General features: G+C 57.3%; 19 protein-coding genes, 1 pseudogene and 1 riboswitch. Of the genes and pseudogenes, 8 read left to right on the top strand and 12 right to left on the bottom strand.

Annotated features, from left to right (window positions below):
* Positions 1–301 precede the first annotated feature (301 nt).
* The 3 genes from glnA to KP705_RS13325 all read left to right on the top strand — a co-directional run bounded on the left by glnA (position 302) and on the right by KP705_RS13325 (position 3,411).
* Entirely contained in the window at positions 302–1,684 is a 1,383-nt protein-coding gene (gene glnA, locus KP705_RS13315; RefSeq protein WP_046900948.1) for a type I glutamate--ammonia ligase, read from the top strand.
* A gap of 84 nt (positions 1,685–1,768) precedes the next feature.
* On the top strand, positions 1,769–2,398 hold the full coding sequence (locus tag KP705_RS13320; protein ID WP_064275503.1) for a trimeric intracellular cation channel family protein: 630 nt from the start codon (positions 1,769–1,771) through the stop codon (positions 2,396–2,398).
* A gap of 29 nt (positions 2,399–2,427) precedes the next feature.
* Positions 2,428–3,411, top strand: a complete 984-nt coding sequence (locus tag KP705_RS13325; RefSeq protein ID WP_215764617.1) for an MBL fold metallo-hydrolase — start codon at positions 2,428–2,430, stop codon at positions 3,409–3,411.
* Positions 3,412–3,432: 21 nt separating this feature from the next.
* On the opposite strand, the gene KP705_RS13330 is transcribed toward KP705_RS13325, so the two are convergent.
* Both KP705_RS13330 and KP705_RS13335 read right to left on the bottom strand, forming a co-directional pair.
* Positions 3,433–3,645 carry a heavy-metal-associated domain-containing protein gene (locus KP705_RS13330; protein ID WP_046900368.1) on the bottom strand — a complete coding sequence of 71 codons (213 nt, stop codon included), beginning with the start codon at positions 3,643–3,645 and terminating at the stop codon, positions 3,433–3,435.
* A gap of 84 nt (positions 3,646–3,729) precedes the next feature.
* Positions 3,730–4,041: a putative quinol monooxygenase gene (locus tag KP705_RS13335; RefSeq protein WP_235271740.1), complete on the bottom strand. Its 312-nt coding sequence runs from the start codon at positions 4,039–4,041 to the stop codon at positions 3,730–3,732.
* Between the two features lie 157 nt (positions 4,042–4,198).
* Here KP705_RS13335 and KP705_RS13340 point away from each other — a divergent pair, with 157 nt between their 5' ends.
* Positions 4,199–4,669, top strand: a complete 471-nt coding sequence (locus KP705_RS13340) for a YbaK/EbsC family protein (RefSeq protein WP_215764618.1) — start codon at positions 4,199–4,201, stop codon at positions 4,667–4,669.
* A gap of 63 nt (positions 4,670–4,732) precedes the next feature.
* Here KP705_RS13340 and gcvP read toward each other — a convergent pair whose 3' ends face one another.
* The 3 genes from gcvP to gcvT all read right to left on the bottom strand — a co-directional run bounded on the left by gcvP (position 4,733) and on the right by gcvT (position 9,157).
* Positions 4,733–7,570 (bottom strand): aminomethyl-transferring glycine dehydrogenase, encoded by a 2,838-nt coding sequence (gcvP, locus tag KP705_RS13345; protein WP_215764619.1) that lies wholly within the window; start codon positions 7,568–7,570, stop codon positions 4,733–4,735.
* A 76-nt stretch (positions 7,571–7,646) separates the two neighbouring features.
* Entirely contained in the window at positions 7,647–8,006 is a 360-nt protein-coding gene (gene gcvH / locus KP705_RS13350) for a glycine cleavage system protein GcvH (RefSeq protein WP_064275498.1), read from the bottom strand.
* Positions 8,007–8,023: 17 nt separating this feature from the next.
* Positions 8,024–9,157, bottom strand: a complete 1,134-nt coding sequence (gcvT, locus tag KP705_RS13355) for a glycine cleavage system aminomethyltransferase GcvT (RefSeq protein ID WP_215764620.1) — start codon at positions 9,155–9,157, stop codon at positions 8,024–8,026.
* Positions 9,158–9,295: 138 nt separating this feature from the next.
* Positions 9,296–9,386: riboswitch (glycine riboswitch) on the bottom strand.
* 98 nt (positions 9,387–9,484) lie between these two features.
* Here gcvT and KP705_RS13360 point away from each other — a divergent pair.
* From KP705_RS13360 to KP705_RS13370, 3 genes are all read left to right on the top strand, one after another.
* Positions 9,485–9,787, top strand: a complete 303-nt coding sequence (locus KP705_RS13360; protein WP_046900374.1) for a putative quinol monooxygenase — start codon at positions 9,485–9,487, stop codon at positions 9,785–9,787.
* A gap of 1 nt (position 9,788) precedes the next feature.
* Positions 9,789–10,058 carry a DUF333 domain-containing protein gene (locus KP705_RS13365; RefSeq protein WP_215764621.1) on the top strand — a complete coding sequence of 90 codons (270 nt, stop codon included), beginning with the start codon at positions 9,789–9,791 and terminating at the stop codon, positions 10,056–10,058.
* A gap of 230 nt (positions 10,059–10,288) precedes the next feature.
* Entirely contained in the window at positions 10,289–10,627 is a 339-nt protein-coding gene (locus KP705_RS13370; protein ID WP_235271741.1) for a MarR family winged helix-turn-helix transcriptional regulator, read from the top strand.
* 35 nt (positions 10,628–10,662) lie between these two features.
* On the opposite strand, the gene speE is transcribed toward KP705_RS13370, so the two are convergent.
* The 6 genes from speE to miaA all read right to left on the bottom strand — a co-directional run bounded on the left by speE (position 10,663) and on the right by miaA (position 16,914).
* Positions 10,663–11,535, bottom strand: a complete 873-nt coding sequence (gene speE, locus KP705_RS13375; RefSeq protein WP_046900377.1) for a polyamine aminopropyltransferase — start codon at positions 11,533–11,535, stop codon at positions 10,663–10,665.
* A 72-nt stretch (positions 11,536–11,607) separates the two neighbouring features.
* Positions 11,608–12,087 (bottom strand): adenosylmethionine decarboxylase, encoded by a 480-nt coding sequence (speD, locus tag KP705_RS13380; protein WP_046900378.1) that lies wholly within the window; start codon positions 12,085–12,087, stop codon positions 11,608–11,610.
* 467 nt (positions 12,088–12,554) lie between these two features.
* Positions 12,555–13,574: a ketol-acid reductoisomerase gene (gene ilvC, locus KP705_RS13385; RefSeq protein ID WP_046900379.1), complete on the bottom strand. Its 1,020-nt coding sequence runs from the start codon at positions 13,572–13,574 to the stop codon at positions 12,555–12,557.
* Positions 13,574–14,101 carry an acetolactate synthase small subunit gene (ilvN, locus tag KP705_RS13390; protein ID WP_046900380.1) on the bottom strand — a complete coding sequence of 176 codons (528 nt, stop codon included), beginning with the start codon at positions 14,099–14,101 and terminating at the stop codon, positions 13,574–13,576. Before ilvN ends, ilvC begins: the two co-directional genes overlap by 1 nt.
* Positions 14,101–15,897, bottom strand: a complete 1,797-nt coding sequence (gene ilvB / locus KP705_RS13395; protein ID WP_215764622.1) for a biosynthetic-type acetolactate synthase large subunit — start codon at positions 15,895–15,897, stop codon at positions 14,101–14,103. The genes ilvN and ilvB overlap by 1 nt, the downstream gene beginning before the upstream one ends.
* A gap of 9 nt (positions 15,898–15,906) precedes the next feature.
* Positions 15,907–16,914: a tRNA (adenosine(37)-N6)-dimethylallyltransferase MiaA gene (gene miaA / locus KP705_RS13400; protein WP_046900382.1), complete on the bottom strand. Its 1,008-nt coding sequence runs from the start codon at positions 16,912–16,914 to the stop codon at positions 15,907–15,909.
* 42 nt (positions 16,915–16,956) lie between these two features.
* Between miaA and serB the strand changes: the two genes are divergently transcribed.
* Positions 16,957–17,850 (top strand): phosphoserine phosphatase SerB, encoded by an 894-nt coding sequence (gene serB / locus KP705_RS13405; RefSeq protein ID WP_046900383.1) that lies wholly within the window; start codon positions 16,957–16,959, stop codon positions 17,848–17,850.
* A gap of 29 nt (positions 17,851–17,879) precedes the next feature.
* Here the strand turns inward: serB and KP705_RS13410 are convergent.
* Positions 17,880–18,080 (bottom strand): annotated as a pseudogene (locus tag KP705_RS13410) (hypothetical protein); the annotation flags it as partial.

The raw sequence follows: 18,080 nt of genomic DNA on the forward strand, positions 1-18,080 counted from the left end.
AGAAAAACGCGTCCAATCAGGCCAAGTGCCATTTTGAGACACTTTCTTTCTTCAATTGATGATGAAATGAAGGTGTATGTCGTACTCGACAGATGGGAAATTGTCCCGTAATCGTTTTGAAGCCGTTCACACGATGCAAGGCGACAGATCGATGGCCAGAAAAGCCCCTACTTCCTCCACCGCCAAACCGAAAGCTGCAGCTCCACGCCGCGCTTCCGCCAAGGCTGCTTCCCCCAAGACAACCGCCGCAGCTGGCAAGCCACCAGCACCGAAGCCCGAGGCCGTTGCCCGCGTTTTCGAGATGATCCAGGAACATGCGGCTGAGTTCGTCGATCTGCGTTTCACCGATCCCAAGGGCAAGTGGCACCACACGACCCAGACGGTCTCCACCATTGAAGACGACACGTTCGTTGAAGGCTTCATGTTCGATGGCTCGTCCATCCAGGGCTGGAAAGCGATCAACGAGTCCGACATGGTTCTGCTGCCAGATCCGGAAACGGCCGTCATGGACCCGTTCTCCGCAAAGCCGCAGCTGATCCTGTTCTGTGACATTATTGATCCCAAGACAGGCAACTTCTACAATCGCGATCCCCGCTCGACGGCCAAGCTTGCAGAAGCCTATCTGAAGGAAGCCGGCTTCGGCGATACCGCTTTCTTCGGCCCGGAAGCTGAATTCTTCATCTTCGACAACGTCCAGTTCGGCACTGGTCCGAACTTCGGCACGTACCAGCTCGACAGCATCGAAGGCCCAGGCGCATCTCTGAAGGCCTACCCGGAAGGCAACATGGGCCATCGCCCTGTCGTCAAGGGTGGTTACTTCCCGGTCCCGCCAGTGGACAGCGAGCATGACCTCCGCGCCGAAATGCTCTCCACAATGGGCGAAATGGGTCTTCCGATCGAGAAGCACCATCACGAAGTTGCACAGTCCCAGCACGAGCTTGGCACGAAGTTCGACACACTCGTGAAGTCTGCTGACTTCATGCAGATCTACAAGTACTGCGTGCACAACGTCGCCCACTCCTACGGCAAAACAGCCACGTTCATGCCGAAGCCGATCTCGGGCGACAACGGTTCCGGCATGCACGTTCACCAGTCCATCTGGAAAGACGGCAAGCCAACCTTCGCTGGCGACAAGTATGCGGACCTGTCCGAAGACGCACTGTTCTACATTGGCGGCATCATCAAGCACGCCAAAGCTCTGAACGCGTTCACGAACCCGTCCACCAACTCCTACAAGCGCCTGATCCCGGGCTTTGAAGCGCCCGTGCTGCTGGCTTACTCCGCTGCCAACCGTTCAGCTTCGTGTCGTATCCCGCACGCCACGAACCCGAAGGCAAAACGCGTTGAAGTCCGCTTCCCGGACCCGATGGCAAACCCATATCTCGCGTTTGCAGCCATGCTGATGGCCGGCCTTGATGGCATCCGCAACAAGATCCACCCTGGCGACGCCATGGACAAGGATCTATACGAGCTGCCGAAGGAAGAACTGGCTCAGATCCCGACGGTCTGCGGTTCGCTCCGTGAAGCCCTCGAAGCTCTCCAGGAAGATCACGCATTCCTTCTCGAAGGCGGCGTTTTCACCAAGGACCAGATCGAGAGCTACATCGACATCAAGTGGCCTGAAGTCTACAAGTTCGAACACACACCCCACCCGGTCGAGTTCGAGATGTACTACTCGGTCTAATCCGAGCAGACTTCTGCAAAACGGAGAAGCCCGGCCTTTGCGCCGGGCTTTTTCGTACCCGCGTTCCCTGTTACGGCACCCGTCATGATGCATCCCGCTTTCGAGGCTTTCTCAACTTCTGTCTTGCCCATTCTGGATATTGCCGGAACGGCCGTCTTTGCCGTTTCAGGAGCCCTCGCCGCCGCACGGGAACGCCTGACAATCCTGACCTTCATGTTCTTTGCCGCCATTACAGGTGTCGGCGGTGGAACCGTGCGCGATCTGCTGATTGGTGCACCTGTCTCATGGATGCATAACTCCACTGGCATCACTGTCTGCATGGTCTGCGCTTTGCTCGTCTGGTTCACGCCAGGTAGGCTTTGGTCCGAGCGCGCCGTAGACTGGTTCGACGGAATGGGGATTGCGGCTTATGGCGTGTATGGCGCAGCCAAAGCCATTGCCTATGGCATCCCACCTGTTCCAGCCGCTCTGATGGGAATTGTCAGTGCCTGCATGGGAGGCATTTTTCGCGATGTGCTAGCTGGCGTCCCATCCATCATCATTCGTCCAGAGCTGTATGTTACGGCTGTTGCCCTCTCATCATGCAGCTATGTCCTCCTGACAAAAGCAGGGTGTGACACCACACTGGCGGCTGCCATCGCCATTTTCGCAGGGTTTGCCCTTCGCGCACTTGCCCTTCTCAAGGGACTGTCGCTGCCGCATTATCGAAAATAGCCCCTCCTCACGGAAAAGAACGCCCGCTCATGCGCATCGCCCCCGTCCTGAAGGGATTTCTCCCTCTGCTTCTTTGTGGCTCCATAGCGCAGGCCTCAGACTTTGATATCGTCGTACTGGGAGCCGCCGGGGGCCTGGATGACGGAACGTTAAGCGCCTACCTGATCCGGCCTCAAGGTTCTGACAAAGGCGTTCTCTGCGATGCGGGAACAGTTCTACATGGCCTGAAAGACGCCGTAAAAGCGGGTGCGTTCAAAACCCTTTCCCTCAATTCTGCAACACTGACACCGGAAGGGGAAATTCTTCACACGACCATTGCGGCCTATCTGATCAGCCATGCTCATCTGGATCATATTGCCGGTCTGGTCGCCATCTCCCCGGATGACACACCCAAACCGATCATGGCTCTCGCATCCGTCAATGCCATTCTCGCAGACCATATCTTCAACTGGCAGATTTGGCCCAACATGGGCGACCAAGGCGTCAAACCCCGGCTCAGCACATACCGCTATGACGATCTAACACCCGAGAAGCCAACACTTATTAGCGGAACATCTTTGCAGGTTCAGGCCTATCCATTGAACCACGGCGGTGTGGAATCAACAGCATTTCTGCTCACAAACGGCCAAGACGCCCTGCTCTATCTCGGAGATACCGGGCCAGACGCCCCACAACGCTCAGATCACCTGCATCGTCTCTGGCAGGCTGTCGCGCCCCTTGTGCGTCAGAAACATCTCCATGCCATCATGATAGAGTGCTCTTATGACAACTCCATTTCCGATAGCCACCTGTACGGGCATCTGACGCCGCACTGGGTAGAGACAGAACTGGAAGACCTTCAGCAGATCGCAGGCGTTTCGCTCAAAAATCTGCCCGTCGTAATCACGCACGTCAAACCGACACTCAGACGCCAGCAGGATCCCGTTCTGCGCATTCATGAAGAACTGGAAGCGGGCAATACAACAGGCGTCCACTTCATTATGGCAACTCAGAGCCTGCACCTCAGGCTCTGACCGCCAAAGGCAATCTCTCAGTCAACCAACGACGTCAAAGCCAACGTCTTCCACTGTCTCTTTCAGCGCTGCCGTAGAAACCTTGGCATCGTCATACTGAATGACAGCCTGTGCTGGCTCCAGGGTCACATCCGCAGCAGAAACGCCAGGAACAGCTTCAAGGGCTTTCTGGAGCTTGCCTGAACACCCTGTGCAGGACATGCCTTCGACCTGAAATGTTACGGTTGCTGTCATGGGTGTCTCTCCTTCGTGCATGGTTTGCCGCCCCAACAGCGACACACCAGAAGAGACATATTCCCGCTGGAATTGAAACAGCTTTCAGATCGCGTCACTGATTTCATCAAGCGGCGTCACCTTCATCAACTGCACCGAAGCATCCAAACGATCCAGCAACGCGGCAAGAGAACGGAAATGCGGCGTCTCCAGATGCTGTTCGAAAGCCTCAGTCGAAGCCCAGCGCTCCTCGGCCGTGAAGCGTCCTGCATGGTCCTGATCGCGGCTGATTACGTAACGCTGACAGCCTTCTTCCGCACGGGATGCAACAATGCAGCGTACCAGTTCCAGCTCCAGTTCTCGTGCCTGGTCAGACGATACAGTCAGAATGGCGACAACACAGGCAGCATGACTCACGGTTTTTTCCTCACAAAAAAGATACAGGAGCTGGTTCCCATCGGTAAACTGATGGCCCTCGCCCCTGTGCGCTGCCATTTCTACAAGATACGTTTTCTGAAATCTCCCCCATGTTTCACATGAAACATCTTCCTGAAGTTTCCGGAGGCACCTATTCATGAGTCTTGAAAGCGTAAGGACTGATCTCGCCCAGCGCGCGCCTGATCTCTCCATCATCGTGACGGAGCGTTCCACGGCTACCGTTGAAGAGGCTGCTGCCACACACAATGTCGAACCCGACCAGATTGCCAAAACACTCGGGGTGAAGGTCGGGTCAGGTCCACAGGCTAAAACTGTTCTGATCGTTATGGCAGGAACCAAACGTCTGGATAATCGTCTGACAAAAGACGCTCTGGGAGGTCGTCCCCGCTTCCTTAACGGAGACGAGGTGCTGGCACTTACAAGCCATCCGCCCGGCGGCGTTTGCCCCTTTGGACTATCAAAGCCACTTCCCGTTTATTGCGATGAGTCTCTTCGCGCATTTAACATCGTGATCCCTGCGGCAGGTGCCACCAATGCCTCCGTCATGCTCACCCCGGCGCGTCTGGCAGAACTGACGTCTGCACAGTGGGTCACCGTCACATCCTGATAGACAATAAAAAAAGGCGCCCCTTTTGAGGGCGCCCTTTTCTACTCACAAAACAGATTAATATTACGCGTCTGCGTAAGTCGAAATATCCGGGCAGGAACACACCAGATTCCGGTCGCCCCACGCGTTATCCAGCCGTCCGACAGGCGACCAGTACTTGGACGTGTTAACCCCACCCGGGAAACAGCCCTTCTCCCGCGCATAGGGGCGACCCCACTCACCGGCCAAGTCAGCCGTCGTATGAGGCGCAAACCGTAGCGGGCTATCCTCTACGGCAACTGTCCCCGCTTCCACGTCCGCGATTTCTGCCCGAATGGCGATCATCGCATCGCAGAACCGATCCAGCTCGACCTTCCCCTCGGACTCTGTCGGCTCGATCATGAACGTCCCCGCCACGGGGAAACTGACCGTCGGCGCATGGAACCCGTGGTCAATCAGACGCTTGGCAATATCGTCCACCGTCACACCAACTGCATCCTTGATTGGCCGCAGATCAACAATGCACTCATGCGCCGTAAAGCCATTGCTGCCCCGATACAGCACCGGGTAATGTGCTTCAAGACGCGCTGCGATGTAGTTCGCATTCAGAATGGCCACTTCCGTCGCCCGGCGCAGTCCCTCATCCCCCATCATCATGATGTACGCTGCAGAGATCGGCAGAATGGACGCTGACCCATACGGCGCAGCAGAAACGGCAATCCCGTTCTGACCCGGCAGATACGGCGCCAAATGGCTCCCCACGCCAATTGGTCCCATGCCCGGTCCACCACCGCCATGCGGAATGCAAAACGTCTTGTGCAGATTGAAATGCGAAACATCAGCCCCGTACAGGCCCGGTCGTGCCAGACCAACCTGCGCATTCAGGTTCGCGCCGTCCAGATAAACCTGCCCACCAGCCGCATGAACAAGATCACAGATCTCGACAATCCGTTCCTCAAACACCCCATGCGTGGACGGATAGGTAATCATGATGGCCGCCACACGCCCGTCATGCTGCGCGATCTTCGCCTTCAGATCGTCAACATCAACGTTGCCATTGCTGTCACAGGCCACAACAACAACCCGCATCCCGACCATGTGGGCAGACGCCGGATTTGTCCCATGCGCGGACGCCGGGATCAGGCACACATCCCGATCCATATCTCCGCGCGCCTGATGATACCCACGGATCGCCAGAAGGCCCGCAAACTCACCCTGCGCACCAGAATTCGGCTGAAGCGATACAGCATCATACCCCGAAATCGCACACAGCGTCCGCTCCAGATACGCAAACAGTTCCGCATATCCAGCCTGCTGATCTTTCGGAGCAAACGGATGAATCCGCCCGAACTCAGGCCAGGTGATGGGAATCATTTCCGCCGTCGCATTAAGCTTCATCGTGCAGGAGCCCAGCGGAATCATCGTCCGATCCAGCGCCAGATCCTTATCAGACAGAGACCGCATATACCGCAGCAGATCCGTCTCCGAACGATGAACATGGAACACCGGATGCGTCAGCAAAGCCGCCTGACGGGACAGCGCCTGAGGCAGACCTTCTTCAACAGAAAGCTCGCGCTCCAGAACCGCAACACGCGCCTCATCCGCCCCAAAACACTGCCACAGCGCCCGGATGGTCTCAGGCGTCGTCGTCTCATCACAGGACAGACCAATCCGTCCTTCGCCCGCATCACGCAGATTGATCCCGGCGTCCAGAGCCTTGGCAAGAATATCCGGCGCATCGGAACCAGCCTGAACTGTCAGCGTGTCGAAGAACGTTTCCGTCTCAACCGTCACACCCAGAGCCTTCAGACCCGCCGCCAGAATAGCCGCCAGACGATGCGTACGACCCGCAATCGCCTTCAACCCTTCCGGCCCATGATACACCGCATACATGGACGCAATGACGGCCAGCAGAACCTGCGCCGTACAGATGTTGGACGTCGCCTTCTCACGGCGGATATGCTGCTCACGGGTCTGCAACGCCAGTCGATACGCCGGGCGCCCGGCGCTATCACGCGAAACACCGACCAAACGACCCGGCATGTGCCGCTTGTAAGCATCCTTCGTCGCCATGAACCCGGCATGCGGGCCACCACCGCCCATCGGCACGCCATAACGCTGCATGGACCCGATGGCGATGTCCGCGCCCAGAGCCCCCGGGCTTTCCAGCATCACAAGAGCCAGCGGATCACAGGTCACGGCAACAATACCGCCCTGCGCATGAACAGCCTCAATCACACCCCGCGGATCACGCACAGCCCCGGACGACCCCGGATAGGACAACAGCGCACCAAACACGGACGCCGCATCCAGATCCGTCGCAGGATCACCCACCACAATCTCCCAGCCCAGCGGCTCGGCCCGCGTCTTCAGAACAGCCAGCGTCTGCGGATGCGTGTCAGCATCCACAAAGAACCGGTCGGACTTGGACTTGCAGACACGCTTGGCCAGCGCCATCGCCTCCGCACAGGCCGTGCCCTCATCCAGCAGGGAAGCATTGGCAATATCGAGCCCCGTCAGATCCGCCACAAGCGTCTGGAAGTTCAGAAGCGCCTCAAGGCGGCCCTGACTGATTTCCGGCTGATACGGCGTGTAAGCCGTGTACCAGGCCGGGTTTTCCAGAATATTGCGCTGAATGACCGGCGGCAGAACCGTGTCGTAATATCCCTGCCCGATCATGGACGTCAGAACGCGGTTCCGGGACGCAATCTCCCGCAGACGCGCCAGAGCCTGCTGTTCAGTCAGCGCCTCACCAATCCCATGATCGCCACGATCAAGAATGGCTTTCGGAACCGTCCGGTCAATCAGATCGTCAAGGCTGGACGCCCCAATCGTCTGCAACATCTCCGTAATTTCAGAGGAGCGTGGGCCAATATGGCGGGAGCTGAAGTCTTCGGTCTGTTCAGGCCACAGGATCGTCACGGTATCGTTCTCTGGAAGTCTTGATGGGCAGGGAAAGAAAAATGGGCCCGGCAAAAGCCAGACCCATCACAGAACGTCAGAGACTCTTGTACTGCTCTGCCGTCAGAAGGGACGTCACGTCTTCAGGGTTGGAAACCTTCATCTTGAAGATCCAGCCCTCACCTTCTGGGTCATTACCAACCAGCGTCGGCTCATCGGACAGCTTCGTGTTGAAGCCCGACAGCACACCGGCAACCGGAGCATAAATGTCAGACGCCGCCTTGACGGATTCCACAACCGCAGCAGCATCGCCAGCCGCCACGTCTGTACCCTCGTCCTTGGCTTCCACAAACACCAGTTCGCCCAGCTCTTCAGAAGCATGAGCCGTGATGCCCACAGTTGCTTCCTCACCGTCCAGACGAATCCATTCATGCGATTTGGTATAATAAGTCGTCATCGCTGCTTTTCCTTGGCTTAACGCTTGAAACCGGGCGCCACGAACGGCATCGCCCGCACATGAACCGGAACGAATTTCCCACGCAGTTCGGCAAACAGTGCCGTGTCATTCCCTGCGTAATCTGTTGCGACGTATCCCATCGCCACCGGTGCCTGAACCGTCGGGCCAAACGCCCCTGACGTCACAAGACCGATCTCTTTCTGGCCGTCCGCATCCGCAAAAAGCTTTGCACCCGCACGAACAGGCGCACGCCCCTCTGCCATCAGGCCAACACGCTTGCGGCTGACACCTTCACGAGCCTGACGCAGAACGATTTCAGCGCCCGGATACCCGCCTTCCCGGGAGCCACCCTCGCGCCGGGCCTTCTGAATGGCCCAGGCCAAAGAGGCTTCAATTGGCGTGGTCGTCGTGTCGATGTCATTGCCATACAGGCACAGCCCCGCTTCCAGACGAAGCGAATCCCGGGCTCCAAGCCCAATGGGCAGAACCTGCGGCTGAGCCAGCAACGCCCGCGCAACGGTCTCCGCATCTGCGGCTGCACAGCCAATTTCGTAACCATCTTCACCAGTGTAACCCGAGCGCGACAGCGTGACCGGAACACCAGCAAGCTCCGTCTCGATCACATCCATGAACCGCATATCGACCGCTGCCGGACAAAGAGGTGCGATAGCCTCCTGAGCCTGAGGCCCCTGCAACGCCATCAGCGCGCGATCAAACTGCCGCGTCACAACACAACGGTCAGAAAGAGCCGCTTCAATCAGCGCCGCATCCTGCTCCTTGCAGGACGCATTCACCACAACGAACAGATCATCACCCATATTGGCGACCATCAGATCATCGAGAATGCCTGCGGTATCACTGGTCAGAAATCCGTAGCGCTGCCGCCCCTTCGCAAGCCCCGCATAATCGGCCGGGATCAGGCTTTCGAGCGCCAGAGCCGCATCACGTACATCGCCACTGCGGGCAGAAATCCGGATCTGTCCCATATGGGAGACGTCAAAAAGCCCAGCCTTGCTACGCGTGTGCAAATGCTCGGCCATCAGCCCAGCCGGATACTGAAGCGGCATCTCATAACCCGCAAACGGCACCATTTTGGCGCCAAGTTCCAGATTGAGAGCATGGAGAGGGGTACGCTGGAGAGAGTCGGTCATGGGGTAGGTCCGGCCCGGTCAGAACGTGAAGGTGCAGACGCGCCCGGAGTTTCCGGAAAGCGCCGCCCCTTCTGTCCTTTTGCCTGAGATCGCTATCCCGTCGGCGGGTACGTCAGGCGCACCTCTCTCCAGAATTTACCGACCAACTCGGTCCTTTGGCCTGAGAGTTTCCGGGGCGGTTGCTCCTTCGGCGCCAGCCCTGAGGGCCAGTCTCTCCCGTATTGGTCGGACTCGATCCTGCCAGTTTCCTGATCTCTTCGCAATCGTTACGGTTAGTTCTGCGTTACGATTGCCGCATACCTTTGTAACCAGAACGGGAGAACTTTCATGGCTGGCGAACTGACTGTCATTGCAGAATTGTCCATTCCCCCAGAAAATCGGGAAAAATTCCTTGAAATGTGTGCTTATGACAGCAAGCATTCCAACGCGGACGAGCCCGACTGCCATAGCTTTGACGTGATGACATCCAACGAAGATCCGAATCTCATTGTACTTGTCGAAACCTATCGCGACCAGGCCGCCTTTGATGTGCATCTCAAAACGCCTCACTTCCAGAAATTCGCAGACGCTGTAAAAACCCTTGGCGCCAAAGAAAACAACGTCCGCTTCTTTACAAGGACGGCACCCTGATATGTGCTTCTCGCTCAAAAACAGCGTCTATGGCGCCACTCTTCTCCTATTGGCTGCATGCAGCGCGGAGCAACCGCAAAAGCCGCATCTCATAGGTCTGGCAAACCCGGCCAGCGTCTCCTGCACACAGCAGGGGGGAACTCTGGAAATCGTTAGTCAGCCGGCTGGACAGGTTGGTATGTGCCACCTGCCCTCCGGCCAAACCTGTGAAGAATGGAGCCTGTACCGCGACCATCAGTGCAAATCGTTGCCACCCACTTCCAAACCGTAAGTGCATCCTCTCGTTTTCCTGATTTCCAAAGAGATCAGGAAAACCGCTTTACGATATGAGCAGTCTTCTTAAAATAAATACATAGCATGTTATGTATGTTATCCACACTATCCACCTGAAGGCAGTTCCCCATGCAGAATCAGGCCCCTTGCCTCTCCATAGGCTCGTTAACAAGCAAGACCGGGCGCCTTTTCACGCGCCTGATGGAACAGAAACTGAAACCCGCCGGAATGCGCGCAGGACAGATTCCGGTTTTCCTTGCCCTCGGAAAAGGCGAAATCCGCACTCAAAAGGTGCTTGCTGAGCTCGCAGGGATTGAGCAACCAGGCATGGCAACACTGCTGGCCCGCATGGAGCGGGACGGCCTGATCGAACGCGAACCCGACCCGGACGACAAACGCGTCAGTCAGATCCGGCTTTCGCCAGTTGGCCTCACTAAGAGCCAGCAGGTGATTCCGATTATGGAAGGAGCCAGCGAGGAAGCCTTCAAAGGCTTCACTCCGCTGGAAAGAGACATTCTCATTACGCTTCTGGAACGCATGAGCAGCAGCCTCGAAAGCTGTCTTTAAAATCCTTCACTCCTAAAAGAGCGAAAGATCAGGCCTTACTTCTCCGTCTTAGGAAGATGCTCGGCAATATACGGCGGCAGATTGAAAGAGCCGACGTGAATTTCAGGCGTCCAATAGCGTGTCGTGCCGAGGATCTTGGCAGCGTCTGCACGTCCGCGAATCTGCTCCAGCGTCTGCGTGTTCGGAGCCTGACCTTTGGAAGCCATACCCAGCGTCATGAAACCGCCGACATAAGTCGGAACAGCGGCAACATAAGCTGAAACATGCGGGAAGAATTTCGCACGACGCAGGCTCGTCTCATACAGTTCATCAGACTGCATGAACGGAACACCGCACTGATTCACGATCAGACCTTCATCCGACAGGATACGTGCGCAGTTGCTGTAAAATTCGTCTGTAAACAGAACTTCACCAACGCCGATCGGGTCCGTGCTGTCCACGATGATGACGTCAAAAGAACCGTCAGCAGCCTTGGCAACATAGTCGATACCATCGCCGACAATCACTTCAGCGCGCGGGTCATTCCAGGCATCGCCCGCAATGTTCGGCAGGTGCTGCTTGGACAGTTCGATCACCGCACCATCGATTTCCACCATAACGGCTTTTTCAACGGTCTTGTGCTCAAGAACGCGACGCAGAACGCCACCATCACCCGCACCAATGATCAGAACGCGCTTCGCACACGGATGCGCCAGCATCGGAACATGCGTCAGCATTTCCTGATAAACGAACTCATCGCGTTCCGTGATCTGAATGACGCCATCCAGAACCAGCACACGGCCATGGCTGGAGCTTTCAAAGACAACAATGTCCTGGAAATCAGATTTTACGCGCGCGAGCTCACGCGTTACGAGAAAACGCTGTCCCCAGTCCGGGTACAGGGTCTCGTTGATCCATGTTTCAGCCATGGTCATCGGTTCCTTGTCGGGATTTAATAGCAGAGTAAAGACCAGCCGGTTCGGCTGGCCCTTATCCGAGAATCAGGCTGCGCTAGCGTTCCTGTCCTGCACGCGTCCACGGCGTACGGCATCAACTTCGATGCGGCCAGCCTGGAACAAACGCTGCATGACCGGAATCGAAAGATTCGGATCACAGGCGCCGCACATGAACACATCTACCGCAGCGTAATTACGCTCTGGCCATGTGTGGATCGAGATGTGACTTTCTGCCAGAACCAGAACACCAGACACACCGCCATTCGGCGTGAAGTGGTGGAAATGGCTATGCAGAATCGTTGCACCGGCTGCAATAGCACCCTCGCGCAGCGTCTCATCAATCCGTGCTGGATCATCTAGATTCCGGGCATCCCAGAAATCGATCAGCAAATGATTACCGGCATAGCGTTCGCCATCCCGTTCAATAAAATAGTCTTTGCGCTCCTCTTCAACAGAGTGAGCAGCGCTGTTCTGGATATCTCTCGGGAGTTCCGATACCATCCCCAGTTGAGCAAGTGCGTTCATCACGTACCCCCAAACCAGTAGACAGCCTGTTGGGCGAAATCGCCCCCTTGGGCCAAGAAGCGCGGTAGTTAGAGCCCCCTTCCTGAGGATGCAAGGGTTTTCTGGCCTGATTCGCTAATATGTCACATTGCCTGAAGAAGCCGAGCCGACATTACAGATCATCCCACTGCCGCCAGACGCTCCCAAGAAGAACAACCGTTTGGGAATTCAGAGTAAAACACCCTCTAAAAACTCAAAAAGCCGGCAATTTTTTGGGATCACCCTTCACTTCAGGGTCTTTCTGACACAGCAACAGATACGCCCCGTCATAACCAACGATTCGACTTATGTGTCATCTGCGGCGTAGGTAGGCTCCTGCACAGCGCATAAAAAAACACGCACTCCAAGGCTGAAATATCTCAGCCTCGCAATGCGTGCTCTTCATACCCCCTAGCCGATAGCGCCTAAGGGGCCCTAATCCGTAAAGATCAGTTCTTAGCCTTGTCGACCAGCTTGCCCTTGGCAATCCACGGCATCATCGCACGCAGCTTCTCACCGGTCTTCTCGATCTGGTGAGCGTCATTGCGAGCGCGAATGGCCTTGAAGCCAACGCCGCCGGACTGGTTCTCAAGGATGAAGTTACGAACGAACGTCCCATCCTGAATGTCCGTCAGAACGCGCTTCATCTCAGCCTTCGTTTCCGGCGTGATGATGCGCGGACCCGTCACGTACTCACCATACTCCGCAGTGTTGGAGATGGAGTAGTTCATGTTGGAAATGCCGCCTTCGTAGATCAGATCCACGATCAGCTTCATTTCGTGCAGGCACTCGAAGTAAGCCATTTCCGGGGCGTAGCCACCTTCAACCAGCGTCTCGAAGCCAGCGCGGATCAGGTCAACGACACCGCCACACAGAACAGCCTGCTCACCGAACAGATCGGTTTCGACTTCTTCCTTGAAGCTCGTCTCGATGATGCCTGCACGGCCGCCGCCATTTGCGGAAGCGTAGGACAGAGCGATGTCCAGAGCCTTGCCGGACGCATTCTGAGCCACAGCAACGAGGGACGGAACGCCACCGCCACGCTGGTATTCGGAACGCACCGTGTGGCCCGGGCCCTTCGGCGCGATCAGGAACACGTCCAGATCCGGACGGGCTTCGATGATGCGGAAGTGGATGGACAGACCATGTGCGAATGCAAGAGCTGCACCCTGCTTCAGGTTCTTCTCAAGGCTGTCCTTGTACAGGGCGCCCTGGCCTTCATCCGGCGTCAGAACCATGACCACATCGGCCCAGGCAGCAGCCTCGTCCGGGGACATGACCTTGAAACCAGCCTCTTCTGCCTTCTTAACGGCAGAGGACGTCGGACGCAGGCCAATGACGATGTCGGTCAGGCCGCTGTCACGCAGGTTGTTGGCATGAGCGTGACCCTGGCTGCCGTAGCCAATGATCGCGACTTTCTTGCTCTTGATCAGATTCAGATCGGCATCGCGATCGTAATACACCCGCATCAGACATGTTCCTCGTTAACGTGAAAGACAGAAGGGCCACGACCAATGGCCGCAATCCCCGTGCGCGAAACCTCAGCCAGGCCAAGGGGGCGCATCAACTCGATAAAAGCGTCGATCTTAGAGGGAGACCCCGTCAGTTCGAACACAAAACTGGTGGCCGTCGTATCAACCGGGCGGGCTCGGAAGGAATCTGCAATCCGCAAACCTTCCGTGCGGTCCTCGCCACGGGAAACGACTTTCACCAGAGCAAGCTCACGGCCCACATACGGGCCTTCTTCCGTCAGATCACAGACAGCATGAACCGGAATCAAACGCTTCAGCTGCGCCTTGATCTGCTCAATAACCTGCGGCGTCCCCGACGTCAGAACCGTAATGCGTGACAGACTGCGCTCGGCATCCACCAGCGCCACAGTCAGGCTCTCAATGTTGTAGCCCCGGCCTGAAAACAGACCCACCACGCGGGCCAGTGCGCCACTCTCGTCTTCAATAAGAACCGAGATGACCGAATGTTGGATTGTCTCCGTCATCAGACCAGCATCATCCCTTCTTCGGTCAGACCTGCGGCTGCGGAATCCTGATCCGGGCCAAGCAGCATCTGGTTGTGAGCCGCACCCGATGGAATCATCGGATAGCAGTTTTCATTTTCCGCCACGCAGATATCCGCGATGACAGGGCCGTCATGCTCCAGCATCCGGCGGATGACATCGTCCAGCTCACCTACGCAGGTCGCACGCATTCCGGTTGCCTGAAACGCTTCCGCCAACTTTACGAAGTCTGGCAGCGCCTCGCTGTAAGACTGGGAGTAGCGTGACCCGTGCAGCAGCTCCTGCCACTGACGCACCATGCCCATATACTGGTTGTTCAGGATGAAGATCTTCACCGGCAGACGATACTGCGCAATCGTGCCCAGCTCCTGAATATTCATCAGGGTCGAGGCTTCACCCGCAATATCAATCACCAGAGCATCCGGATGCGCAACCTGCGCGCCCACAGCAGCTGGCAAACCGTAGCCCATCGTTCCCAGACCACCAGACGTCAGCCAGCGGTTCGGCTTGGCGAACTGGAAATGCTGGGCCGCCCACATCTGATGCTGACCCACCTCGGTGGACACAAACGTGTCACGCCCCGTTTCCATCGCCATTTCGTACAGGCGACGAACGGCATGCTGCGGACGGATCACCGCAGACGGCGTCATGTCCTGCGTGAAGCCGAAGCCATCCACGCTGCGCCAGGACGCAATCTGGTTCCACCATGTGCTCAGATCAGGTGCCGGCGTATCGTCCCATGCGTCCAGCAGCGCCTGAAGCGTATCGCGAGCATCACCTTCCAGACGCACATCCACGCGGATGATCTTGTTGATCTGGCTCGGATCAATATCCGCATGAACCTTGAACGAATTCGGCGAAAACGCGTCCACACGGCCCGTCACGCGATCATCAAAACGCGCACCCAGAGCGATCAGCAGATCACAGCCATGCGTGGCCATGTTCGCCTCAACAGACCCGTGCATGCCGAGCATACCAAGGAACTGCGGATCAGGAGACGGAAACGCCCCCAGCCCCATCAGCGTGGACGTGACCGGGAAACCCGTCTTGCGCGCCAGACGACGCAGAAGCTCAGACGCTTCCGGACCGGAGTTGATGATACCACCGCCCGTGTAGAACAGAGGGCGCTTGGCCGTCTTCATGGCCTGGACCGTGCGGGCAATCGCCTCGGCATCCGGCCCACCCTGACGACGGAAACGCTTCAGCCGTGACAGCGCTGGCGCCGTTAGCGGAGCTTGACCAACCGTGATGTCCTTGGGCAGATCAACCAGCACAGGCCCCGGACGACCGGAACGCGCCACCTCGAAAGCTTCACGCACCGTTTGCGCCAGAGCGCCCGGCGTCCGCACCAGATAGTTGTGCTTCGTGGCCGGGCGGGTAATGCCCGTCGTGTCCGCTTCTTGGAACGCATCATTGCCGATTAGCTTCGTCGGCACCTGACCCGTAAGACAGACCAGCGGGATCGAATCCATCAGCGCATCGACAAGGCCGGTCACGGCATTGGTCGCGCCCGGACCAGATGTCACCAGAACAACACCAACCTTGCCCGTCGAACGCGCATAGGCCTCAGCCGCATGAACGGCAGCCTGCTCATGACGGACAAGAATGTGGCGGATACGGTCCTGCTTGAAGAGCGCATCGTAGATTGGAAGGACAGCGCCCCCCGGATAGCCAAAGACTACCTCTACGCCCTGTTCATCGAGAACGCGCAGAAGCACCTCCGCGCCATTCAGCGCCTCGTTGCCTGTTGTTGCGTCTCTTTCAGCAGAAGCCGTCACCGTATCCTCCTAAGGGGTATGAGGCGCGGGATTTAGGACAGTTCTGTAGGATTCGTCAACTCGCTCAGATATAAAATTCTCAATTTTTTCGTGTTCTGTTTTCGATTCTTGCGCAAATGGGGTATATCTACGAAACGAAACCATCGAATTGCCATCTGATCCCAAGGCATGATGCCGAAACCACGTCGCCTGTCGGCGCGTATATCGGCCTGTCGCCAGAACAGCAGCCTGTCGCGCAGCCTCGATCAGCACGTCACCCTGCAACACCGCAGCAAGCTCAGGAACCCCATGCGCGCGCATGGCTGGCAATACAGAATCCAAACCCCGTGCAACAAGTTGACGTACTTCATCCAACGCCCCGGCCTCCAGCATCTGGCTGAAGCGGGCATCAAGAGACGCCCGCAATTCCTCCCGTGGCGGATCTAGAAGAACGGAAACAAATCGGCAGGGAGCCGCTGGCAGACCGGGTTGAGCCCGCCACCAGACAAGACCATGCCCCGTCCCACGCCAGACTTCCCATGCTCTGGAAATACGCTGCGTATCGTTCGGGCGCAGCGTGGAGGCAGTTTCCGGGTCTACCTCCAACAGCTTCTCATGCAGAGCTGCCGGGCCAATGTCCTGCGCCAGCGTTCGGGCTTCCCGCCGCGCGCTATCCCCCGGGTCAGGCACTTCCACGAGACCATCCGTGAGAGCGCGGAGATACATGCCCGTACCGCCGCACAGAATTGGCAGACGCCCAGCCCTCCAGGCCGCGTCCATTTCGGTCAGAGCCTGTTCGCGCCACCAGGCCACACTTCCCGGCGTTGCCGCATCCAGAACGCCGTACAGTCGGTGAGGAACAACCGCCTCATCCGCTGCATCGGGGCGCGCTGTGAGAATATGAAGATCGCGGTAAACCTGCATGGAATCAGCATTGATCACTGTTCCATTGAAGGTCCGCGCAAGATCAAGTGCCAGAGCAGACTTGCCGGAGCACGTCGGGCCAGCCACAATGATTGCTGTCTTTGGGGCGTTCATTCCCCTGTTCCTGCCACACGCGCTGGATCGTTACGAGAGCTTATGTCCCTTCCTTCCGTTCTGACACTCATTGCCGACCGCAAGGCTGGCCCCCTCAAACCAGAAGCCATCGACGTCGCCCGCTCTCTGGTGAAAGGCAAAGCCCCTATCGTTCTGTCTGAAGGGGAAGCCGTCGATATTCCATGCCCTACACCTGGGCCCGGCGCCGCAAGCGCAGCAACAATCCGCGCAACGCTGGCCCCCTATCAGGTCGACACACTGTTGCTGAAAACCCGTGGCCGCCGCAAAGCTGTTCTCGTTGCAGACATGGACAGCACTATCGTGACGGGAGAAACGCTGGATGAAATGGCGGCGGCTCTTGGTGTAGGCGAGCAGGTTGCCGCCATCACCCGAGCCTCCATGAATGGAGAGATCGACTTCGAAACGTCCATTGAGCAACGCGTTGCTCTGCTTGCAGGAAAATCAGCGTCTGTTCTGGAAGACGTCTGGAAGAATGTAACCCTGACGGACGGCGCAAAAGAGCTCGTGCAGACCATGCGCAAGCACAACGCACGCACGGCTCTGGTATCAGGTGGCTTCACATGGTTCACACAACGTGTGGCGGAGCTATGTGGCTTCGACGAAAATCACGGAAACATTCTTGAAATCGTCGATGGCAAGATGACTGGAAAGCTAGGCGGCCCGGTTCTGGGGCCAGATGCAAAGCTGACTCATTTGGAGGCCCTGACAACTGAGCGGGGTGTTCAGCTTCGTGCTGCGCTCACAACTGGTGATGGTGCGAACGATATTCCAATGCTGGCCAGCGCCGGGCTGGGTCTGGCCTTCCACGCAAAACCGAACGTGAAGAAGGTGATTGGCACGCAGATCAATTTTTCAGGTCTGCGCGCGCATCTGTTCGCTCAGGGATACCGCGCCGCCGATTTCGTCACTGACTGACGAAAAGGCCGCGCCCTTATACTCCCGCCTCAATACCCCCAGGTATAAGGCGGGACACCACCATAATAGGCTGGCGCTCCATAATATCCCTGCGGAACGGCATACCCGCCAGCAGGAACACCTCCTTGATAGCCACCAGGGTAGTATCCGCCGGGATAGGAATTGGCAGCACCTTCGATCGCCATGCCAGCTGCGACGCCAAGGGCAGCACCAATGCCCCAGCCGCCCCA

Source organism: Gluconobacter sp. P1D12_c (assembly GCF_018812105.1).
Classification (GTDB): domain Bacteria; phylum Pseudomonadota; class Alphaproteobacteria; order Acetobacterales; family Acetobacteraceae; genus Gluconobacter; species Gluconobacter oxydans_A.